We start from the raw sequence: 22,924 nt of genomic DNA, 5'->3' as shown, positions 1-22,924 counted from the left end.
TTGTCGCGCCAACGAGGCAGTCACACCGCCGACTCGACATTCTGTGACCTACGTGGTTGCTGGCGACGCCAAGCAGGTGGCGGTCGACCATCGAGCTCTGCTGGAGGCGCCGGCGGTTCCGCGCAAGGGCGGCAACGCCTACTTCGTCGGCTGGTTCATCGACGAGCGGGGCCACATGTGGGACTTCGCGCATGATGTCGTCGAGTCCGATCTGGTGCTCACGGCCCGGTTCCTCGAGTTGACGCCCACCAACGTGATCGTGGATGCCTACCTGGATGAAGCCAGGCGAACGGCACTGACGTTCAAAACATTGCAGGAGCTCGCGGCGGCCGGAATCGCCGCTGGAACCACCGTCAATTTCGCGCCGGGCGTCTACTGGACCGACGACTACAAGGATCCGCACGACGCCAATACGCCCGAACATCCGGGGCTCATCGGCATTTCATTTCCACAGGCGGGCTTGACCTTCAAGGGTCTCACGAGCAATGCGGATGACGTGAGAATCGCCGGCAACCGTGGCCAGACCATGGGTTCGAACGGCAACTGGAACGTGATAGGCGTCGGCACCCGCTTTTCCGCCTATAACCTGACGATCGGCAATTACACTTCGGTCGATCTGGTGTTCCCGCGAGATCCGTCGCAGAACGTTCCAAGACGAAGCGATGCGAGGGTGCAGGCGCAGACGATCACGTCGGCGGGCGGTCCGGTGGATCGCATGTATTTCGAGAACGTGCGCTTCGTCAGCTTCTTGAACCTGATCGCCATGCGGCCGGTGCGGGCCTATTACAGGAACTCCTATTTCCAGTTGACCGACGACGCCATCGCCAGCGGTTCGATCAACGTCTTCGAAAACTGCACCTTCGACTTCCATGGCAGCCATCCTTCCTACGGCGGATCCTCGACGCTGGCCGTATTCCTCAATTCCACTTTCAACTTTCACAACGACAGCCCGGCGTTCTGGTGGGCCAAGAGCGGCGGCCATTGGGCACTGATCGACAACGTGTTCAAGGGCCGCAAGCAGGAGATCCGTTGGGAGAACAATCAGAGACCGGACGTGAAGCACTACGTTTACAACAATGTGTACGAGGACGGCACGCCGGTCGTGTTCGATCCACGCCATCCTCGGGTCACACAGACACTGGCGGGCCCCGCGCTCGAGATCTTCAAAGTCGGCAACGAGTACAACGTGCATAACCTGCTCAAGGGCAGCGACGGTTGGAACCCCTCCGGCCAGCAGCACCAGCGCGACACCGCATTCAAGATGACGCTGAGCGCCGATGTCACCACCCTGGCGTCGGACGACCCGGCGAATCAGGTCGTGATCACGCCGAGGTTCGAGCCCGAGAACTTCTTTTCCGGCGATGCCGTGCGCTTCGAGTACGACGAGTCTTTGTTCACTGACTTGAGCAATGCTGGGGATGGCGGATTGCATCTGCGGGCCAGGCCGAATGCGAACGGCAGGATCGTCGATTCAGTGGTGACGGCCACTGCGCCGAATGGTCTGGTGGCCCAGGTCACGTTGCACATCCGTCCTCGGACGGTCGCCGCGCCCGTGGTCGTGGGCAAGCCTTCCATCGAGATCGGCCAGAACACGGCCGCTCTGCGGATCGCCTATGACCATCCTGAGTTCACCGATTGGTCCACGATCACGTGGTACCGAGGAAGCGCTCCCGGCGACAAGGCCGTGGAGGTCGCGGTCAGCACACTCAATGTTCCTTACAAGAACTATCGTTTGAGCGGCGGCGATATCGGTCGTTACCTGACGGCGGTGATCACGCCCAGGTATCAGTTCAGCAAAGCCGCCGATCGCTCGGTGGAGGTAGCCACCTCCAGAGCGATTGCGAGCGGGGATGTCGCCGAGCCGTTCGTGATCGCCACTGACTTCGCGAATATCACTTGGAACGGGCACGCGCTCAACCAGAGCGACGTGTGGTATGCGGATACGATCAAGCCGTCCGATGTGAGCCAGCCCTGGACACCGTCGGCTGCGCAGCCATGGACCTATGTGGTGGGCGATAGAGACGGGGCAGCGGGCGTCCCCGGGCTGCTCACCACCACTCAGGGCGCGCGCCTGCTTTATCAGCCGCGCGGCCCGTTCTCCGATATGTCGTTATCGCTGAGCCTCACGCCGGAGAAGATCGGAGGGCAAGGCTTCGGTAGTGCGACGGATCAGTATCTCGAGATCTATCTGAAGTGGGATCCCGTGTCTCGCACGGGGTACGCGTTACGCTTCGAGCGACTGTCCAGCGACCCGCTGAATGGCAACCAGCCGATTGCATCGTCCGGCAACTCCACACGAGTTTCGCTGAGCGAGTACGTCAACGGCGTGCGGACGATCTTCCCGGATTGCTATGTCGAGAGCTCCGTCTTCATGCCCGGTGCTCATGTTGAGCTGAAGCTGGTTGGCAACGTGCTCTCGGCGGATGTGAGTACTCGATCCCCGCAGACAAGTGCACAGCAAAGTTACCAGTTACCCGACGAAGTTCACCTCAGTGCAAAGCTGCCGGAGGTCTCCAGCAGCCTCGGTGGTTTCGGATTTCAATTCACCGGGACGGCATCGGCTGGGAACCGAACGGTATTGGAGAAGGTCGAGGTCGCCCTCAAGCCACGGTGACCTGGCCCACGTTGTGGGACGAATGTATGTAGCAGTCCCACAATGTGATCCTTGGTTGACAATTCGCGCGCACAAAAATAGCGTTCACTGCGCAATGCGTGATCCGCCAAAGATCTCTTCCAACAGCTGACCGCTTCCGTTCAGCGTCGCGCGCGGTGCTCGGAAGTGAGCATCCATTTCGCACATTCCCGTCTGCCATGCGACCGCGCGTAGGCCGGTCGAGGCAAAGAGATTCCTCATGCCGTTGAGTCGTCGTTCCTTTCTTTTATCCAGCGCTGTGCTGGGTGTGCTTGGGCGTCGGTCGTTGCTGGCGGAAGCGCTGCCGACGCCGAGCCGTGGCGGGGAGGGAGGCACGCTTTACACGCCGACGCCGGAAGGTATCTCGATCCGTAACGGCAAACGCTTTGGCAATCGGCCGCTTTACGGATATCACCGGCCATCCGTGGCGCTCGCAGGCGATCGGCCTCTGGTGCGCTTGCTTTCCAAGCCTGTGCCGCTCGGCACTTTCGCCGTCGCGTTGTTGCGCGATGGTAGAGGTGCGTGGTTGCACGATTGTGCTGAGATCGAGGCGAGCTACCTCGCCGGGCGGCAGCGCTGGGTCGTGCGCGATTCGCGCTTCGCCGATCTGATCGTCACAGTGGAGGTGATGCCGCTTGCTGAAGAGCGCTCGGGCTTCGTCACTCGCATCTCTTGTGACAACGCGCGCGCTGAGGATCAGGTACTGTTGTTTTATGGCGGCTTGCTGAATCATTCGAACGGAAATCTGTTTGCACAGGCGGATCCCGGTCTGCATCCGTCCGTGCAGAAGTCGCACGACAGTCATCAAGGTGGCTCGTATGTTCCTCACCTGAACGAGCTCGAGCAAAGCTTCGCGCCGGAGATTTGTGTCGGCAATCGCGTGAGAGTGGAGGGCGATGCCTTCGGAATTGCGCGCGCCGATGATCGCGCGCGCGTGCGAGGCGTAGCGACGAGAGCTGCCTTTCGCGTCGCTGATGCATCGATGTGGAACGATCCGGCGCGCCTTGCGGTCACGTCGGCCGCGATGCTACCGGTAGCAGTGGCGAGTGTTTCAGCGGCCACGCCGATTCTGTTCGCAGCGGAACAGGAAGTGACGCAATCGACGCCGGGCGCTGCAATGTTGGCGCCGCTCACTGCAGCCGATTTGCCCGCTGCATTCGCTGCGGCGGAGGCACGCGTGCAGATGCTTGCGAATCGAGTGCGTTGTCGCACGCCGGACCCTTATCTGGATGCGAGCGTTCCATGCGTGACCACCGTGCTGGATGCGATCTTTTACAAGCCAAAGATGGTTCATGGCGCGATGGCCTGGAACATGCCGTACCTGGGCTGGCGCACGTTCTACGGCTCCACTTCACTGGGCTGGCACGATCGCATGCGCGTTGTCGCCGACCACTACTTGCCGACACAGGTGCTCACCGGTGGCGGCGAATGCGTGCTGGATCCGGAACGCCTGCTGACCTTGCCCATTGCGAAGGAATCGCGCTTCTGGGGCGCGGGCCACATGCCGGTGGACACTAAACGTTACGACATGCAGGCGGTGTTCTTCGATCAGCTCATTCACGCGTGGGAAGCGACGGCCGATCCCGAGCTGGAGCGAGCGCTGCTGCCAGCGTTGCAGCGTCACCTGGATTGGGAGCGCGACCTGTTCGATCCAGACAACGATGGACTTTACGAAGCCTACTTGAACACGTGGGCCAGCGATTCGATGTGGTATTACGGCTCGGGTGTGTCGCATGCGACGTCGTATGTCATTCGCGGCCACGAGGCGGCCGCACGCATGGCGGAGCGACAGGGCGATGCTGCTGCGGCCAAGGCTCATCGAGAACGAGCTGAACTGTCCCGCAAGGCGTTGGAGCGCGTGCTGTGGTTGCCGGAGCGAGGCCATCTCGCCGAATCGATCGAGCCTGAGCCTTATCGTCGCGTGCATGAGGATGCGACGTTGTATTCGGTCAACATCCCTGTGGACTGCGGCGTGGTCAGTCGCGATCAAGGCATTCAGATCATCGATTACGCCGACTGGGGTCTGGAGCGCGTGCGTCAGCCGGCCGGTGGATCGTTGGTGTACACATCGAATTTCGTGCCGGATGTTTGGTCCGTGCGCGAGCTCGACAATGCCGACACGCTGCACACGGCCATCGCCGCATTCAAAGTAGGCATGGTTGAAGACGGTTGGGATCTGTTGCGCGGGATCTATCTGCAATCCATGTACGGTTCAGCGGTGCCCGGCGGGTTGCTCTGCGAGCCCCCTGGCAACACGTATTCCTCTACCGATTTCAGCGACCCGAGCAGCCTGTACGCACGCGCTATTGTCGAAGGCGTGTTCGGGTGGCGTCCCGATGCACCTTCCGACACCGTTCGCATCGCGCCCAATCTGCCGGAGGATTGGGATCATGCCGAGTTCGCCACGCCCGATTTCACATTGTCGTTCCGGCGCGATGGCGGACGCGAGCGCTGGGCAGTCACCACGGCTAGAGATTGGCGAATCGAGCTGCTCGTGCCACAGCGATCCTCCGCGCGCGTTCCGGAGGGTGCGACCATGGAGCCGGGGCTTGGTCGTCCTGCGGTTCTGTATACCGGGCAAGGGCGATCGCTCGCCGGCGAGGTGCCGTTCGAACCTGACTTCGCCGGGCGACTTTCCTCTTTTACGTGGGTCGTGGCGGGATCCGAGGTGATGCTGATGGCGGAGGGTGGTGCGATCACCGGCTGGCAAGATCCTCAGGGCGTGCTTTCAGATGCGCGTATCTCAAACGGTCGCCTCCGCGGTCGCGTGGTGGCGAAGGCCGGTCGCCACTTGGTGTTTGCCGATGTGACAAACGGCGCTGCACGATGGCGGCAGTTACTCCGGCTGGAAGTCGCGCCCGCGACCGCCCCGCCGCCCTCGCTTGTTCCCGCTCCAACAAACGCGTGGCGCACGCTTTCTTTGGAAGGAAAACTCGACGCCGCACTCACCGCCATTTATCAGCAACGCTATCTCGAACCGCGGCTGCCTTGCTCGGCGCAGTTGGGAATCGACGGCTGGACTGCCTGGACACACAGCTATTGGGGCGTCAAACCACCCGTGCTCGGCATGGGCCGCTTCGCTCGCGGCGGTCGCGTTGTCGCTTCGAACGGCGTCCCGTTCGATCTCGGCCCCGAGTCGCGCAATATCGCGCTCACTTCCACATGGTCCAACTACCCGACCTCTCGGCAACTGCCCATCGTTGCTCGCGGTCGGCAGCTTGCGGTGCTGCTATCGGGAACCACCAATCAAATGCAGGCGCAGATCGAAAACGCCCGGCTCTCCGTGCTCTACGCAAACGGCCAGCGAACCCAGCATCCCATCCATCACCCACACGATTTCTGGTCCGTCAACGGCAAGTACAGCTACGCCCGCGATGCCTTCGCCTTACCCAAGCGCCCTCCCGTAACGATCGACTTCGATTCGCACACCCGCGGCACCGTGATGCTCATCGCGCTGGATCCAAATACCGACGTGACGGCGATCGAACTGGAGACCTTGTCGCCGGAGGTCAGCATCGGCGTGATGGCGCTGTCGATTGCCTGAGATGGGCTGTCACGAGGGAGAAGTGCGTGCTGTGAACCACCAGAACAAGAGGCCCGCAGCGCTGAAGGTTGCGCCTAGAGCAGCGACGCCAGTCCAGCCCAGAGCTGAGTAGATGGCGGTCGACGAGATGGCGCCGAGGCCGCTGCCGATGGAATAGAACACCATGTAGCCGCCGACGAGGCGGCTGCGGGCGGCAGGATACGCAGCAAACATCGCGGTCTGGTTGGTCACGTGAATCGCTTGCACCGCGAGATCTAGCAAAATGACGCCGCTCGCGAGAGCAAGCAACGAGGAAGGCAGGAGTGCGATGGGCCACCAGGAAAGAGTCAGAAGGGCCAGCGAGATTCCTGTCGTCCGTTGTCCAAGTCCGCGGTCGGCAAGGCTGCCGGCGCCGCTGGCGGCGAGCGCACCGATCAGCCCGGCAAGGCCGAACAGACCGATTTGTGTATGCGAGAGGGACAGAGGCGCTGCGCTCAGGGGCAGGGCGAGTGCGGTCCACAACGTGCTGAAGCTCGCGAAAGTGAATATAGCCAGGACGGCGCGGGCCCGGAGAAAGCGATCACGCAGGAACAGCGTGGGAATAGAGCGAAGGATGCTCGCGTAGCTTTCTGATGTCGGCGTGGCGGCATTGGCAGGCAAGAGCCGGGCAAGCGGCACGGTCATGAACAACATCAGCGCAGCGGAACTGAGATAAACGGATCTCCAGCCGCCCAGGTCGGCGATGACGCCGGATATCAGACGGGCGGAGAGAATTCCGATCACCACGCCGCTGGTCACGATTCCCACCGCGCGGCCACGCTGGGCGGGCGCGGCGAGCGTCGCGGTGTAAGCGACGAGAACTTGCACCACCACCGCCAGCAGCCCAACAGCGATCATCGCACCGAACAGCACACCGACATCGTCCGCCTTGCCCACAGCGACCAGAGCCATCGCCGAAAGCATTGTTTGAATGAGTACCAGCTTGCGGCGATCGACAACATCGCCGAGCGGCACGACGAGCAGCAGGCCGAGCGCATAGCCCACTTGGGTCAATGTGATGACCAGGCCGATGGAGGCGGCACTGATCGAGAAGGTGGCGGCCATCGAGGCGAGCAACGGCTGCGCATAGTAGATGTTCGCGACGCTGATCGCGCATGTAATGGCCAGGGTGAGCAGCAGAAGGTTTGTCAGCTCGCTGCACTGGCGCCGTGAGTGCGAGCTGGCGCAATCCGTCTCGATACTATGACCTGCCAGCTCCGTCATGCGTGTCGCAACCGAACCAATGGTCCTATATTAAGACCACTTGCGTGTCGCGACGTCTAGTTCTAATTTAGAACCAGAAACGGGATTTCGGAGGCGGCGATGGCGAAGCGGATCAGTTTGGCGGATGCGGATTGTCCGGTCGCCCGGGCGCTGCATGTCATCGGCGATTGGTGGTCGTTGCTGATCATCCGCGACGCCTTCGACGGCGTGCGGCGCTTCAGCGCTTTCCAAACCGGCCTCGGTATCGCCAAAGGAATGTTGTCGGCCCGACTGCGCGATCTGGTCGAACGCGGCGTGCTCGCGACGGAGCCGGCTTCAGATGGCAGTGCCTACCGGGACTACGTCCTGACGGAGCGGGGTCGAGAGCTGTTCCTCGTCATCGTCGCGCTTCGCCAATGGGGCGAAGATCACCTGTATCGCCGTGGGGAGCGCCATTCATTTCTCATCGATGTCACAAATGGCGAGCCCGTCGCTCGTCTGGAACTTCGGTCAGCGGACGGCCGCGCGCTTCGCTGGAATGACACGCGTGTCCAGGGCGCCGGCGAAAAATGTAAACCGCGCAGCGTTGCGCCGAGGCCGAAGGTGACGAGCCGCCGACGCCGTTGACGATGCGCAGTCAGGAACAACTGTTTGGCCGGTAGGCGAACTCGTGCGGCGCAGCGGCTACCCAGCCCTGGCGAGTGACATGAAAGTGTCATGAAAAAGACGCTGAAATCCAGTACACGAGCTGGATGGACCGTGTTGTGGAAACCGACGGGGCTTGCGTTCCTGGAGACATGGGCACGCCCCGCTGGAACGTCGAGTTGGCCGATCAGGAATTGGTGAGCGCGCTGTCGGAGCAGTTCCGGCCGGCGCTGGCGCGCTATTTTCATCGCAGGCGGCTGCCGGAGAGGGATGTCGAGGACGCGATTCAGGAGGTGTTCGTGCGGCTCTCGAAGCGGCAGGGACTGGCGGGCATGGCGAATGTGTCCGGGTATCTGTTCGAGACTGCGGCTTCGGTGGCGATCGACCATCGGCGCCGAGCCAATGCGCGATCCAGTCAGTCTCACGAGCAGTACGAGGAGCAACTGCACGCGGTGGCCGACCACAGCACGGATGCAGTCATCGAAGGCAAGCAGTCCTTGGAGTTGCTGCGGGCCGGGCTGCTGGAGCTGCCCGAGCGAACCCGCAACGCTTTTCTGCTCGTGCGGCTGGAACAGATGCGATACGCGGAGGTGGCGGCCCGGCTCGGCATCTCGGTGAGCGCAGTGGAAAAGCACGTGCTCAAGGCCGTGACTCATCTGACCATGCGGCTGAACCGATGAACACAATGAAGTCACCCGCTGAGGCCCAATCGATATCGCAGTCCGCGGCCGCCTGGGCCCTCGCGGCGAAACAGACAATGAGCGAACGAGACCGTGCTCGGCGGGACGCCTGGCTCGCTGCGGATAGCCGACACTCGGACGCTTACTACGCTGCGATGGCTACGCTGACGGAGATGGACCGACACGCAGCTCACCCTGACATCTTGGAACTTCGCGAGGCGGCTTTGTCGGCGCCGGTCGACAGATCTTTCGGCGCGCGCAGGGTCGCAGGATGGGCCGCCTGCGTGTTGGCGATCGGTCTATCAGGCGCGTTTGGATGGAATGTTTTCAAACAGTCGAACCTCGAGGCGCCTGTGTATGTAACGGAGATCGGAGAGCGATCCACCGTTCCCCTCGCAGATGGATCTGTCGTCACGCTCAACACGGCGACTGCCGTTCACGTGGCGTATGAGGCCGCCGAACGCAAGGTCCGCTTGTTGAACGGCCAGGCGCTGTTTGCGGTCGCGCATGGACAGCCAACGCCGTTTCGCGTCTATGCCGGCGATAAAGTCGTCACAGCCGTCGGTACTGTGTTCGATGTGCGCGTGGAGGATGAAGAGGTCAGTGTGTCTGTCCTGGAAGGAGCAGTGCGTGTGGACTCGGGTTCGACGCTCGCCGCTGCCGCGGAAATGCTCGTGGCCGGCCAAGCCTTGATGTCTCGTCCAGATGGCGCGGTGAGCGTGAAGCAGGTCGATGTCGAGCGCCTCGCCAGCTGGCGCTCGGGCTTGCTGTCCTTCGAAGATACGCCGCTCGCGGAAGCCGTCGCCGAGGTCAATCGCTACACGCATCGGCCCATCACCCTGGCCGATCCACGCCTCGGCGAGTATCGCGTCAGCGGCACGTTTCGCGTGGGCGAGCCGGAGCGCTTCGCTCGGTTCATGACACAATTGTTTCCTCTTGCGCTGGAGTCGAGCGCTTCCGGCACTGTCATAAAAGCTCCATAAAAATCCGGTGTGGAAGCGCGCAGCGGCCACGTTCCTGGCTAGACACCAGGTTCGTTTCCGGAGAGTTCGATATGAAGCGGCGCTACGCGAGAGACATCGGCGCGATCTTGACGATCGGGACAATGAGCATGACTGCGCACGCCGCGGATCTCGGTGCGGCGCTAGTCAAACTCGGGCGGGAGTCCGGGCGCGAGATCCTGTTCTCCGCGGACGCCGTGCGCGGGCAGAAAACATCCGCGATTCCTGAGAACGTCAGTGTCGAAGAGGCGCTGAACGCGTTGCTCTCCGGCACCGGACTGCACTGGCGTGTCGGGGACGCGGGCACGATCGTCATCGAACGAGAACATAGCGTCGAGCTCGAAGAGATCGTCATCACAGCGCAGCGTCGTGACGAGCGCGGCCAGGACGTGCCGATTGCGGTGACCGGTTTCGGTCCGAACGCGATCGAAAGCTATCGGCTCGAGCGTCTGCGCGATATCTCACGTCTCACGCCGGGCCTGCTGGTGTCTTCATTCAACCAGAGCAGCCCGACCATCGCGATCCGCGGCGCCTCGAACACATTCACCCAGATTGGCGTCAACAAGCCGGTGGCGGTGGTGGTCGACGACGTGTTCATCCCCCGCAATAGCGCCGCCGATTTCGAATTGTTCGGGCTCGACTCCATCCAGGTGCTGCGAGGGCCCCAAGGCACGTTGTTTGGACGGAATGTCACGGGTGGCGCCATCGTGCTCGACACGGGAAAGCCCGACTATCTCACCAACGACGCCAAAGTGCGCCTCACGTCGGGAGACTACTCGACGCATGCGGTCGAAGCCCTGGGAGATGCGGCTCTGGGCGACCGGGCCGCGTTGCGTCTAGCCGGTGCGTTTCGCGAGCGTGACGGCTACGGACGCGATCGGCTCACCGGTCGGGAACAGGACGATCAGGACAGCCTGAATCTGCGTGCACAAGTGCGTGTACAGCTCGCCGACTCGCTGGAGATGTTGCTAGGGGCCGATTACGGCGACGATCAAAACGGCGGGCGCACGCTCTCGTCCATCGGCGCGGGTGACGATGGCGATCGCCGTACTTCGGAACTCGGCATCGAGCAGAATTTCGAGCGAACCCAGCGGGGCGGCTCGGCGCGACTCAACTGGCAAGTCGGCGGGGGACAGCTCACGAGCATCACGGCCGTGCGTGAGTCCGAAACCGCGGAGATCTACTCGAATGTTGGCGCGAGCTATCTGTTTCTCAGCGGGACACAAAGCCAACTCGTCAGCGACGATGCCGACGACGTGCGCGCCTTGACGCAGGAAGTCCGCTATGCAAGCCCGATAACCGACTTCGGGAGCGTTGTCGCGGGTCTGTACTATCTCGACGAGGACGCGAGCCGTCTGTTGCAAACCCGGGCGTTCGCAGCGGGCACGGGCGCGCTGGTCACGGATCAGGCGGCGGACCAGTCGGTCGACAGCCGCAGCGTCGCCGGTTTCATCGACGGCACGATCAAGCTGCCGGCTGAACTGCAACTCACCTTGGGCGTCCGTTACACCGAGGATCGCAAGACGGCGGCGCTGACGCGCACCGATCGCATCCGCGCCGCGAACTCGTTCACTCTGAGCGGTCTGGAGCAATCCTGGAACGAGTGGACGCCGCGCGCGGTGCTGAGCTGGTCGCCCGTGAAGCCGTTGCATGCTTATGTGAGTTACTCGAAGGGCTACACCGCCGGCGGTTTCAACACCGATGCCACCAGCGTCGCGGCTCTGAGCCGGCCGTTCGATCCCGAGACGGTCGCCAACTACGAGATCGGCGTAAAAACGGACTGGTGGCAGGATCGCCTGCGCATCAACGCCAGCGCCTTTCATATGAAGTATGACGACAAGCAGGAACTGTTTTTCGACAATGTCACGCGCATTCTGAACATCTACAACGCCGCCTCGGCAACCTCGGACGGCTTCGAGATCGAGAGCCGCCTGCAGGCGGCGAAGTGGCTGACGCTCAATGCCAGCTACGGTCTGCTGGATACGGAATACGACGAATTCATCATTCCTGGCGGCGCCGTGTACACGGGCAATCCGCTCAGCTCGTCGCCCGAAGACAAGGTGGCTTTCAGCGCCATTGTGGCTGTGCCGCTGGGGCAGTGGGGCGAGATCGGCGGCATGGCGATGTACTCGAGCACGTCCTCGTATTTCACAGGCGCTTCGGCCGATCCGGGGCTGCGCGTGCCTGCTTACGACCTGGTCAACGTAACCATCGGGCTGACGCCAAAAGACGGCCGCTGGTCGCTCGCGGCGTTCGTGCGCAACCTGATGGACGAGGAATATTTGCTCACGCCGTCCACGCAGACCGTGCGTGCGGAATACTTGGGAGAGCCCCGGACCATGGGCGTTTCTCTCACCTGGAATTTCTAAATGCTCTCGCGCCGTCAGTTTCTGGTCGGAGCCGCGCTGGCGTCGGCGGCTCCGCTGGTCAAAGCTTCGGAGGCACGCCTGGCGCCTTGGACCGCGGGGGTGCTCGACATTCATCACATCTCGACGAATCAGGGCGACGCCACGTTGATCGTGGCGCCCGATGGCACAACGATTCTGATCGATGCCGGGGCGACCGCGGAATCCGGCCCTGCAGTGCTCGAGCCGCGCCCGGACGCGTCGCGCTCCGCCGGCGAGTGGATCGCTCGTTACGTGCGACGACGGCTTCACGATACTGGCGGCGACGCGATCGATACCTTGCTTGTGACCCACCTGCATCCCGACCATATCAACGGCATTCCCGATGCCGCGCGCAACGTTCCAATCCGTCGCGTAGTCGATTCGGGATATCCCGACTACAGCTATCCGCCGTTCGAAGATGCCGCGGCTTCGGAAAGGTACGTGAGTTGGGTGCGTCGGCAGGCGAATGTGGAACGCTGGCAAGTTGGAAGCGATCGACAGATCCGACTGGAGCATGGCGCCTCCTCAGTGCCGTTCCAGGTGCGCAACCTCGCCGGCATGGGCACGGTGTGGGGTGCGGGCAAGCGCTTCGATGCGACGGATCGGCCGAACGTGAATGCATGTTCCATCGCATTACGCTTGCAGTTCGGTCGCTTCACTTATTTCTGCGCCGGCGATCTCACCAACTGGGCCGACGCTGGAGCGCGCCCCCATCTGGATGCGCTCACGCCCGCCGCGCTGGCCGCCGGACCGGTCGACGTGGCTGTCGCCCCTCATCACGGCCTGTTCGATGCTTCGAGCTCGGACATGGTCCGCGCATTGTCGGCTCGCGCCTGGATCATCTCCGCCTGGCATGCATCTCACCCAAGCATCAGCACCCTGGAACGTTTGTTCAATCCGCGACTGTACGCCGGTCCCCGCGACGTCTATGCCACCGGCTTGCATGACGCGGTCCGGCTGACCGCCTCCCGACTGACTCGCCAACTGGCAAGCGCCGACGGGCACGTGATCGTTCGCGTCGCCGCCGACGGTGCTTCGTACCGGATCTTCGTCACATCGAACCGCGACGAGCACGATCGGGTCCTGCTGAGCTCGCCCGCGCTCGTGGCGCGAGCCTGCCGCTGACGCAATCCGCCCCGACGCGAGGGCATCGAGCGGCTGTATCTGCCAGGCTTCGAATCCGGCCGCGGCTCACTTCTCCGAGCCACAGGTCGCTTCCCTCGGTGCCTCGGTGACACCAAACGAATCTTGTTCTGCAACTTCCCGAGCGTTGTCGTTCCGCACTAACGTCTAGTCACCTCGGCGACCCGAAGCCTCGTCGAGCTGGCCAACAAACATTTCTGTTTGAGTGCGACCCTGCGTCGACACTCCCGGGAGGCGTATGAATCCGCAGCAGCCTGGAGTCTTGAAACGTTACGTGATGTTCGCGCTGGCGCTGCAGGGCGCGGCGTTCACGTTGGAAAGCAACGCCCAGGATCAGTCGACCGCCGCGCCTCCGCAGGAGGAGGTGGTGGTGACGGGCAGTCGCATCACGCGCAGCGAAGGCTACGAGGCGCCGACGCCGTTGACGGTGCTCAGTCAGGAACAACTGTTTGGCCAGTCGGCGAACTCGAGCGTCCGTGAGTCGCTCAGCACCATGCCGGTGTTTTCGGGCGGCTACGACATCACCACGGGCGCCGGCGTGCCGAGCTTCAATCAAGCGGGATTGTCCACCATCGAAATGAGAAATCTGGGCATCACGCGCACCCTGGTGCTGCTCGACGGGCAGCGCTCGGTGGGGTCGATCGCCACGGGCGTGGTGGATACAGATAATTTTCCGCAGCAGCTGATCGAACGCGTCGAAGTTGTGACCGGCGGCGCCTCGGCAGTGTATGGCTCGGACGCGGTGGCGGGCGTCGTGAACTTCATCCTGGATCGGGACTTCACAGGCTTCAAGGGCGAGCTGTCCGGTGGCTCGACCGATCGCGGCGATGCAGAGAACTACAAGCTTGCGCTGGCCGCAGGCTTTCCCTTCGCGGGCGGTCGCGGGCACGTGCTGTTGAGCGGCGAGATGGTCGACAACGACGGCATCATTCATGGCACCAATCGCGATTGGGGTCGAACCACGCGCAACTACATCGTCAATCCTGCGTACAACGGCACCAACGGCCAGCCCGAATTCCTGTTGCGTAACGATGTGTTTCTGTCGCAGGCAACGCACGGCGGATTGATCACCTCGGGCCCGCTGCGAGGCACCGCCTTTGGCGAGGGCGGCGTGCCTTATCAATTCAACTATGGCGAAGGCGTCACGCGCGACCTGTTCATGTCGGGCGGCGACTACCTCAGCACCCGCACCGACGATGCGTTCAGTCTGTTGCCCGAGCAGGAGCGAGAAAACATCTTCGGCCGCGTCTCCTACGACATCAGCGACAACTTGAATGTGTTCCTGCAGGTGTCGCGTGGCGTGTCATCGACTTACGGCATCGCGTTTCCGCATTACCAGGCCGGCGCCGGGCCCACCGTGCTATCCGGCAATCCATTCATCCCAGCGGAAGTGCAAGCGCGCATGACCGAGCTGGGCCTGGCCTCCTTCCGGCTGGGCACGATGAACTACGACATGCCGTTCGTGGCCACCGAGACCACGCGCGCAGCCAATCGTTACGTGCTGGGTGCAGAGGGCGATTTCGATCTCATCGGTGCGAACTGGTCATGGAACAGCTATGCGCAGCTCGGCGAGACCAAGAGCCAGCACTACACTCACAACGCCAGAATCGTTGCGAATTACAACCGTGCCCTGGACGTGATTCGTGATCCAACGACGGGCGACATCGTCTGTCGTTCAACGCTCGCGAATCCCACGGACGGCTGTGTGCCGTGGAACCCGATGGGCCTTGGCGTCAATAGCGAAGCGGCACGCGATTACATCCTCGGCACCGCGTTCTCAGAACAGACCACCAGGCAGGAGGTCGTTGCCGCCTCTGTCACCGGCGAGCCGTTCCGTAACTGGGCCGGGCCGGTATCGCTGGCGCTCAGCGCCGAGTATCGCAAGGAGGAGGCCACGGTCAATCCAGACGAGATTGCACGTCGCAGCGGCTGGCACTCGGGCAATCACCAGCTGCTCGATGCGGGTTATCACGTCGTGGAAGCGGCCATAGAAACATTGATCCCGCTGCTGTCGAACAGGCCGCTGGTCGACGCGTGGGATCTGAGCGCTGCTTATCGCGCGACGGACTACGAAGTGTCCGGATCGGTCTCCACGTGGAAGATCGGCACGACCTACGCCATGACGCCGGGCTTGCGATTCCGCGCCACGGTGTCTCGCGACATTCGAGCGCCGAACATCAGCGAGCTGTTCCAGGCGCAGAACTTCGGCCTGGTGTCGACGTTCGATCCCCTGACCAACACCACGCCGACGCATGGTCGAACTCAAAGCGGCAATCCCAATCTCAAGCCGGAAGAGGCCGACAGCCTCACGGTCGGGGTGGTGATGCAGCCGTCATTCGCGCCCGGCCTGAGCGTCTCGGTGGACTACTGGGATGTGGACATCAAGGACGCAATCCAGCTGATCGGCGGCTCGGACATCATCACACTGTGCTATCGGGGCTATGACATTCTTTGCCCGCGCATCACGCGCAACTCCGAAGGCGTCATCACCACCGTCGAGCAGGGCAACTTCAACTTCGCGAGCCAACAGGCGAGCGGTATCGACATCGAGGCGAGTTACAGCTTCGCTCTGAGCTCGCTGATCGACAGTTGGGTCGGCAACATGACCCTGCGACTGATGGGCACTCATTACATCGAGAATATCAGCAACGACGGCTTCACCGAGCCGGACGACAGCGTAGGCACCGTCGATGGCACCCCTGAAACGGTGCTCACCGGCTCGATCTCCTACGACTTGAGCCGCTTCTCGAGCACGTTGACGACGCGGTACTTCAGCGACGTGGTCATGGATAACGATTACATCGTGTGTCGCACCGACTGCCCGACATCGACGACGTTTGCGCGCACCTTCGATCAGCTCGGCATCGATGGCGGGCTGTACTTCGACCTGTCGGTGGCGTATCGCTTCGATTCGCTGTTCAACGCCGGCGCCGAGGGCCGAGTGTACTTCAATGTGAGAAACCTGACCGACGAGGATCCGGAGCTCACGCCGGCGCTCGGCACCACCGGCCTGGGCTACATCTATTCGCGCTCGAATGGCGGCCGCTGGGACAAGCTCGGCCGCGTGTACCGCTTGGGGATGGATTTCAAGTTCTGATGGGCGACCTTTGATGGGGCGGGAGACTTCGGCCTCCCGCCCTTGCTTTTGCCCGCCGCCGCTCAGGGATGATCCGGGTAGAAGCGGTTCCTGGCGTTGCCCGGGATGTCGAACACCCGGCCGCCGATGACGGTGTTCACGATCTTGATGTCCTTGATGCGCATCGGATCGACGCTGAAGATGTCCTCGGAGAGCACCACGAAGTCGGCGAGCTTGCCCGGCTCGATCGAGCCGCGATTCTTTTCATCGAAGTTGTGCCAGGCGGAGTCGATGGTGTACGCACGCACTGCCTGCTGAACGGTCACGGCTTCCTCCGGCCCGTACACCTTGCCATCGTAGCCGCGGCGCGTAACGGCCGCATACAGACCGATCAGCGGCCCGTAGGGTCGCTCATCCGAGCCATAGGAGAGATGCAGCCCGTGATTCAGCACGGTGCGGCCGGGATTGTTTCTTTGCAGGGTCTCGCCCTCGAGCGCCAGGCTGAAGAACGGCTGCAGCGCGTAAGTGAAGTTGGGCTGCATCGACACGCCGATGCCCAGCTGCTTCATCTTGAGGTAGGTGGCCTCCGGCGGACCGACCTCGAAGTGGATCAGATGATGCCGATGATCCTTGCGCGGCGAGTCGTTGATCACGCGCTCCAGGACATCGGTGACCACCGTGGCGGCTTTGTCGCCCGCGGTGTGCACGCCGATCTGCCAGCCGAGCTGATGCGCTCGCTTGAAGATGTGATAGAAATTGTCGGGCAGGTCGCGCCAGCCGCCGTAATAGCTGGTGACATGCTTGTGCGCGTGCTCGCTGACGGGCCAGGGCCGGCTGAAGGTATAGCCGCCATCCAGACCCATTTTGATGGCGCCGAGCTTGACCCATTCGTTGCCCGCGCCGGTGTGCCAGCCGAAGCCTTCCAGTCGTTGCAGATTCTCGCGCACGACGTCCATGGAATGACCGGCGTTGATCCAAGGTTGAATGGTCATGCGCGGCAGCTCGCCGGGATAGCGGGCGTGCAGCTGCTGATAGATGCGAAACTCCGTGGGCGGCCGCGCACCGGCGATGTTGACGCTGGTGATGCCGAGTGAACGCAGGTTCTCGAAAAATTCCTTGTACGCTGCGAATTCGGCTTCCTTCGACAACTTCGGAACCGGCGGCGAAGGCGGCGCGAACTCTTCGATGGCGTCGCCAACGGCGTACCACAGAATGCCGGTAGGCTCGCCATTGCTGTCTTTCTCGATGTGACCATCGCCAGCCGGCGGATCCTGGCTGTCGCGCGTAATGCCGGCGAGCTTCAATGCGAGCGAGTTCGCCACCACCAGCTGCGAGGCCCGTACGATCACCGGATTATTGGGAGCGATCTTGTCGAGGGCGTAGCGGTTGGGGATCTTGGAGATATCTTCGTTGATCCACGGCGTCGCCGGCGCGTCGTCCGCAAAGTGCAGTCGAAAGGCGCTCGCGCGCACCCACGTTCCGGGCGGACGGCCCTTCATCGCTTGTCTCAAGATGCGTTCGTTGTCGGCCCAGGTGTAGGCGTAACGCAAATCCACTTCGCCTGGCGGTAGCGGTCGCGCCGGCCGCGGATGCACGTGGTTGTCCACAAAGCCGGGGAGCGTCGTTCTGCCTTGGAGATCGAGCGTCTTCTCGGCGGTGTAGCCTTCGGCGACGCTGTCATCGCCGACCGCGACGATGCGTCCATCGTCCACCACGACGGTGGTCGCAGAGCTGTTCTGCGCGTCCATGGTGGCGACTTTGCCGTTCTTCAGGATCAGATCGACCGCGGTTGCGGCGACCGCCGCTTGCGTCATGGCCGCCGCTGACAGCGCCGTGACGATGGCTGCGCGAAGCAAATGTTTGGTTGAGTGGGTCACGTTCGAGGCCTCGTTGTGAGCGAACACGCATCGCGTATATCGCATCACGGCCGATAACGCTCGTAATGGTGTGTTCCGGTCACCAACAGCATCCGTTTGCGCAACTTCCGTCGGACGAAGGCGGTGGTCTAGGGTTTGCTCGCAGCCATCCGGCACCCTGGGGGGAATGAGCGTGTTATCTGCAGCAAACATCACCAACGCGTCACTCAACGGGCGTCGGAGCATTGCGGTCTCCGGCGGCGTGGTCAGCGCCACGGGAATCTTCGCGGCGCGCGCAGCGAACGCGGAAGTTTGGGACGTGGAGGGCAAGCGCTATATCGATTTCGCAAGCGGCATCGGCGTGGTGGCCACCGGTCATCGTCATCCTCGTGTGATGGAAGCGGTGTATGCGCAGCTCGAGTGCTTCACGCACACTGCGTTTCAGGTCATGGCCTATCAGCCGTACATCGAGCTCGCCGAACGGCTCAACTCGATCGCGCCGTTTTCGGCGGCGGCGCAAACCCTGCTGCTCACGACCGGCGCTGAAGCGGTGGAGAACGCAGTCAAGATCGCACGCATGGCCACCGGACGCTCAGCGGTGATCGCCTTCAGCGGCGCATTTCATGGGCGCACATCACTTACGCTGGCTATGACGGGAAAGATGGCGCCGTACAAACGGGGTATGGGGTCGGCCGGCCGTGAGGTGTTTCGAATTCCCTTTCCGCTGGAACATCGCGGCGTCGCGGTGGACGCGTCGATCGATGCCCTGCATGCGTTGTTTTATTCGGATGTCGCGCCCGACCAGGTCGCGGCCATCATCATCGAGCCGGTGCAGGGCGAGGGTGGCTTTCAGGTGGCGCCGCGCAAGCTGCTGCGACATCTGCGGCACGTCTGCGACGCGCATGGCATTCTGTTGATCGCCGATGAGATCCAGTCGGGCTTCGGCCGCACCGGGCGAATGTTTGCTATCGAACACTCGGGCGTCGAGCCTGATCTGATCACGCTGGCGAAGTCGCTGGCGGGCGGTTTCCCGCTTGCGGCAGTGCTGGGGCGGGCGGACATCATGGAATCTGCGTCACCCGGCTCGCTCGGGGGGACCTACGGGGGCTCGCCGATCGGTTGCGCAGCTGCGCTCGCCGTAATGGATGTGATCGAAGATGAGAATCTGCTGGAACGCGCCGAGGTCATCGGCGCACGAGTTCGTTCGCGACTCACGGAAATCGCCCGTCGCAACGACGTGCTGACGATGGCGAACCTGCGCGGCCTGGGCGCGATGATCGGTTTCGATCTGGTGAGCAGCTCGGACCAGCGAATTCCCAACGGAGCGGCGGCCAAGGAGGTCGCGAGCCGTGCGCTCGCCAACGGCTTGATCGTTCTCACCTGTGGCACTCATGGTGAAACTGTGCGTATCCTGGTGCCGTTGACCATTTCCGATGCGCTGCTGGATGAGGGCTTGAGTATTCTCGAGCGCGCCCTGATTCGGCCGGAGGCCTCTGCATGAGCCAACCAGCACAGATCCGCAGCATCTCCCCATGAGCGGGGACGTGCGCGTTCGCGAGGCGCCGGAACTCGCCAAGAGTCTGCGGTCCCGGCACGTGACCATGATCTCCATTGGCGGGATCATCGGCGCCGGCTTGTTCGTCGGCAGCAGCGCGGCCATCGCCGCCGCGGGGCCGGCCATCACGTTGAGCTATGTGCTCGCAGGCTCGGTGATTCTGCTGGTGATGCGCATGTTGGGCGAGATGGCCTGCCTGAATCCCGGGCAAGGCTCGTTCACCGAGTATGCGCGGATCGGCCTGGGCAATTGGGCGGGCTTCGTCACCGGCTGGCTGTATTGGTATTTCTGGGTGGTGGTGGTCGCGATCGAAGCGATTGCCGGCGCCGCCATCATCGCGCAATGGCTGCCGCTGGCCGAATGGCAGATTTGCCTGGCGTTGATGGTGATCCTCACCGCCGTCAATCTCATGTCCACCCGAACCTATGGCGAGTTCGAGTTCTGGTTCGCCTCGATCAAGGTGGCGGCAATCATTGCATTCCTGGTGATCGGCGCCGGTTATCTCATCGGCTTCACGCCAACGGATGCGGGCGGGCTCGGCAACCTGACGGCGCACGGCGGCTTCATGCCGCAGGGGACGGTCGCCGTGCTGGCGGCCATCACCACAGTGATCTTCTCGCTGGTGGGCGCCGAGATCGCCATCATCGCCGCGGCCGAATCGAACGAGTCGACGCGCACCATCTCGCGTCTCACCATCACGATTCTGCTGCGGATCATGCTGTTCTATGTCGGCTCGATCCTGTTGATCGTGATGATCGTGCCCTGGCGCGAAATCCAACCCGGCGTGTCGCCGTTCGTCATGGCCATGGAGCGTATCGGCATTCCGGGTTCGGCGCTGATCATGAACATCATCGTGCTCACGGCGGTGTTGTCATGTCTGAATTCGGGCGTCTATATCACTTCGCGTGTGCTGTTCACGCTCGCCGCGCGAGGCGACGCGCCACAAGCGTTGATCAAGTTGAATGAGCGCAAGGTCCCGGTGAGGGCGATTCTGCTGGGCAGCTCGCTTGGATTCGGTGCGGTCATTACCGCGGTGATTTCGCCATCGGTGCTGTTTGCTTTCCTGCTCAACACCTCCGGCGCCATCATGCTGGTGGTCTACTTGATCGTGGCGTACGCGCAGATTCGACAACGGGGCACGCTTTCGCCTGAGCAGGTGCAAGGGCTCTCTGTGCGCATGTGGTTCTATCCCTGGGCCAGCTGGCTGGTGATCGCCGCCATTCTGTGCGTCCTCATCGCGATGGCATTCACGGCCGATCTGGCGAGTCAGCTGTACGCGAGCCTGTTCTGCACCGCTGTCGCGGTGGGCGCGTACTACCTGCGCGTTCGGTCCGAAACGGCACGCCTTGGTGATTCCCAGTCACCAATCCAATCCGCGGAGACATCTGTGCGCCCCTGAATCCTCGTGTGACACTGCGAGCGCAACGATGCAGCTGGCAGGGTCTGACACATACGAGGGTTCATCCGATGAGATCAAGGCAAGTGTTCCGGTCGGCCATCGTGCTGCTCGGAGGCGTGGGCTTCGCTCTGAGCTGCGCGGCGAAGGAGAGCGCCGACCTGCTGATGTACAACGGCAAGGTGCTGACCGTCGATCGGGAGTTTTCAATCGCCTCGGCCGTGGCGGTGAAGGACGGCAAGATCCTCGCGGTCGGCGGCGACGACCTGGCCAAGCAGTATGACGCGAAGCGCAGCATCGACCTGAAAGGCCGCACGCTGCTGCCTGGATTCACCGATACACACATTCACATTCGCACCTCGGCGCGTCGCGATGTCGATCTCATCGACGTGAAATCCATCGCCGAGCTGCAACAGCTGGTGCGCAAGAAGGCGCAGGAACTAGGACCCGGCCAGTGGATCACCGGCTACGGCTGGGATGAAGCATTGTTTCCCGAGAAGCGCAATCCATCGCGCGCCGACCTCGATGCAGCCGCGCCGAACAATCCAGTGGCGCTCACACGCGCGGGCGGTCACTCGATCGTGGGCAACTCAGCCGCGATCAAACTCGCGGGTCTCACGCCTCAGACACCCGATCCGCCGGGCGGCTTGATCGAGAAAGACGCCAAGGGCGAGCTCAATGGCGTGGTTCGCGAGAGCAACGATATCTATCTGAGGCATGCGCCGGCCAACAAATGGGAAGACGTGAGCGCCAGCTACCTCGCCAGCCTCAAAGCTCTGCTGCCGCTGGGCATCACCAGTGTGATGGATGCGAGCGGCACCATCGACGATGAGCCCGTGGGCAAAGGCGGCACCGACAAGCCCAGCGCTCGCGTGACATACAAGCGCGCCAAAGGCATCTACGACAAGCATGGCGCCGATTTGCCCCGCCTCGCTTTGTATATCAGCTATCCAGGCGCCGAGCGGCTCAACGCCTATCCACATCGCACCGGCTACGGCGACGATCGGGTTCGCATCGGGCCCATCGGGGAAACGGCCGTCGACGGCGGCTTCACCGGACCGACCGCATGGACGCTCGCAGATTACAAAGGCATGCCGGGATTCCGCGGCAAAGGCCGTTTCACCGACGCGCAGCTGCAGGAGATCGTGGACGTGAGCGCGAAGCGGGGCTGGCAGATGGGCCTGCACGCGATTGGCGATGCTGCCATCGTGCAGACCGTGAACGCATATTCGAAGTCATTGCGCGCCACGGGCATCGTGAACAAGGATCACCGCTGGTTCCTCGATCACTTCACCATCATGCCGCCCGATGAAACCATGAAGGTGATGGCCGAAGACAAGATCATGATCGCGCAGCAGCCGAACTTCACTTACAACCTCGAGGATCGGTATGTCCAGACGCTGGACGACTGGCGCCTCAAGCACACCAATTCGGTGGCTACACCGGCCAAGAAGTTCGGGCTGTTCGTCGCGCTCGGCTCGGACAATCTGCCGATCGGCCCGATGGTCGGACTCTACACCGCGGTGACGCGCAAGGGCATGAGCGGCAAGGTGTACGGGCCTGAAGAAGCGGTGACCATTCAGGAAGCGCTGCGCATGTACACCGCCAACGGTCCGTATCTCACGTTCGAGGAGAAGACCAAGGGAACCATCGAGCCGGGCAAGCTGGCCGACATGATCGTGCTCGATGCCGATCCGCTGACCATTCCGCCGGAGCGGCTGCTCGATGTGAAGGTGGATCTCACGATGGTGGGCGGCAAGGTGGTCTACGACCGGTCGGCGACCTGAG

The 22,924-nt window shown here is 62.5% G+C and carries 13 protein-coding genes; 11 read left to right on the top strand and 2 right to left on the bottom strand.

Translation table 11 applies throughout. The features are described from left to right. Positions 1-43 precede the first annotated feature (43 nt). Together JM946_RS18420 and JM946_RS18415 are read left to right on the top strand one after the other, a co-directional pair. A complete protein-coding gene (locus JM946_RS18420) occupies positions 44-2,614 on the top strand; it encodes a PemB family protein (RefSeq protein ID WP_203168821.1) in 2,571 nt (856 codons plus the stop codon). A gap of 238 nt (positions 2,615-2,852) precedes the next feature. Beyond that, a complete protein-coding gene (locus JM946_RS18415) occupies positions 2,853-6,176 on the top strand; it encodes a DUF4450 domain-containing protein (protein WP_203168820.1) in 3,324 nt (1,107 codons plus the stop codon). Positions 6,177-6,185: 9 nt separating this feature from the next. On the opposite strand, the gene JM946_RS18410 is transcribed toward JM946_RS18415, so the two are convergent. After that, positions 6,186-7,418, bottom strand: coding sequence for an MFS transporter (locus JM946_RS18410; RefSeq protein WP_203168819.1), 1,233 nt, complete (start codon positions 7,416-7,418; stop codon positions 6,186-6,188). Between the two features lie 99 nt (positions 7,419-7,517). On the opposite strand from JM946_RS18410, the gene JM946_RS18405 reads away from it, so the two are divergent. From JM946_RS18405 to JM946_RS18380, 6 genes are all read left to right on the top strand, one after another. Beyond that, positions 7,518-8,024, top strand: a complete 507-nt coding sequence (locus tag JM946_RS18405) for a winged helix-turn-helix transcriptional regulator (RefSeq protein ID WP_203168818.1) — start codon at positions 7,518-7,520, stop codon at positions 8,022-8,024. A 170-nt stretch (positions 8,025-8,194) separates the two neighbouring features. Then, positions 8,195-8,722 carry an RNA polymerase sigma factor gene (locus JM946_RS18400; protein WP_218042975.1) on the top strand — a complete coding sequence of 176 codons (528 nt, stop codon included), beginning with the start codon at positions 8,195-8,197 and terminating at the stop codon, positions 8,720-8,722. A 284-nt stretch (positions 8,723-9,006) separates the two neighbouring features. Further along, positions 9,007-9,705, top strand: coding sequence for a FecR family protein (locus JM946_RS18395; RefSeq protein ID WP_203168816.1), 699 nt, complete (start codon positions 9,007-9,009; stop codon positions 9,703-9,705). Between the two features lie 128 nt (positions 9,706-9,833). Continuing rightward, positions 9,834-12,092 (top strand): TonB-dependent receptor domain-containing protein, encoded by a 2,259-nt coding sequence (locus JM946_RS18390; RefSeq protein ID WP_218042973.1) that lies wholly within the window; start codon positions 9,834-9,836, stop codon positions 12,090-12,092. Then, positions 12,093-13,235 (top strand): ComEC/Rec2 family competence protein, encoded by a 1,143-nt coding sequence (locus JM946_RS18385; protein ID WP_203168814.1) that lies wholly within the window; start codon positions 12,093-12,095, stop codon positions 13,233-13,235. It begins immediately after the preceding gene. 256 nt (positions 13,236-13,491) lie between these two features. Continuing rightward, positions 13,492-16,350, top strand: a complete 2,859-nt coding sequence (locus JM946_RS18380; protein ID WP_203168813.1) for a TonB-dependent receptor domain-containing protein — start codon at positions 13,492-13,494, stop codon at positions 16,348-16,350. A 62-nt stretch (positions 16,351-16,412) separates the two neighbouring features. On the opposite strand, the gene JM946_RS18375 is transcribed toward JM946_RS18380, so the two are convergent. Then, positions 16,413-18,206: an amidohydrolase gene (locus JM946_RS18375; protein ID WP_203168812.1), complete on the bottom strand. Its 1,794-nt coding sequence runs from the start codon at positions 18,204-18,206 to the stop codon at positions 16,413-16,415. 166 nt (positions 18,207-18,372) lie between these two features. On the opposite strand from JM946_RS18375, the gene gabT reads away from it, so the two are divergent. The 3 genes from gabT to JM946_RS18360 all read left to right on the top strand — a co-directional run bounded on the left by gabT (position 18,373) and on the right by JM946_RS18360 (position 22,923). Next, a complete protein-coding gene (gabT, locus tag JM946_RS18370; protein ID WP_230979821.1) occupies positions 18,373-19,686 on the top strand; it encodes a 4-aminobutyrate--2-oxoglutarate transaminase in 1,314 nt (437 codons plus the stop codon). Between the two features lie 31 nt (positions 19,687-19,717). Then, the gene (locus tag JM946_RS18365) at positions 19,718-21,139 is read left to right on the top strand and encodes an amino acid permease (protein WP_203168810.1); all 1,422 of its coding nucleotides are present in this window, start codon (positions 19,718-19,720) and stop codon (positions 21,137-21,139) included. A 68-nt stretch (positions 21,140-21,207) separates the two neighbouring features. Beyond that, positions 21,208-22,923 carry an amidohydrolase gene (locus JM946_RS18360; protein WP_203168809.1) on the top strand — a complete coding sequence of 572 codons (1,716 nt, stop codon included), beginning with the start codon at positions 21,208-21,210 and terminating at the stop codon, positions 22,921-22,923. Position 22,924 lies beyond the last annotated feature (1 nt).

The sequence above is a fragment of the Steroidobacter gossypii genome, assembly GCF_016801985.1.
Taxonomy (GTDB): Bacteria; Pseudomonadota; Gammaproteobacteria; order Steroidobacterales; family Steroidobacteraceae; genus Steroidobacter; species Steroidobacter gossypii.
Note: the sequence above shows the minus strand (reverse complement) of the source record. Positions and strands in the feature narration are given on the sequence as shown.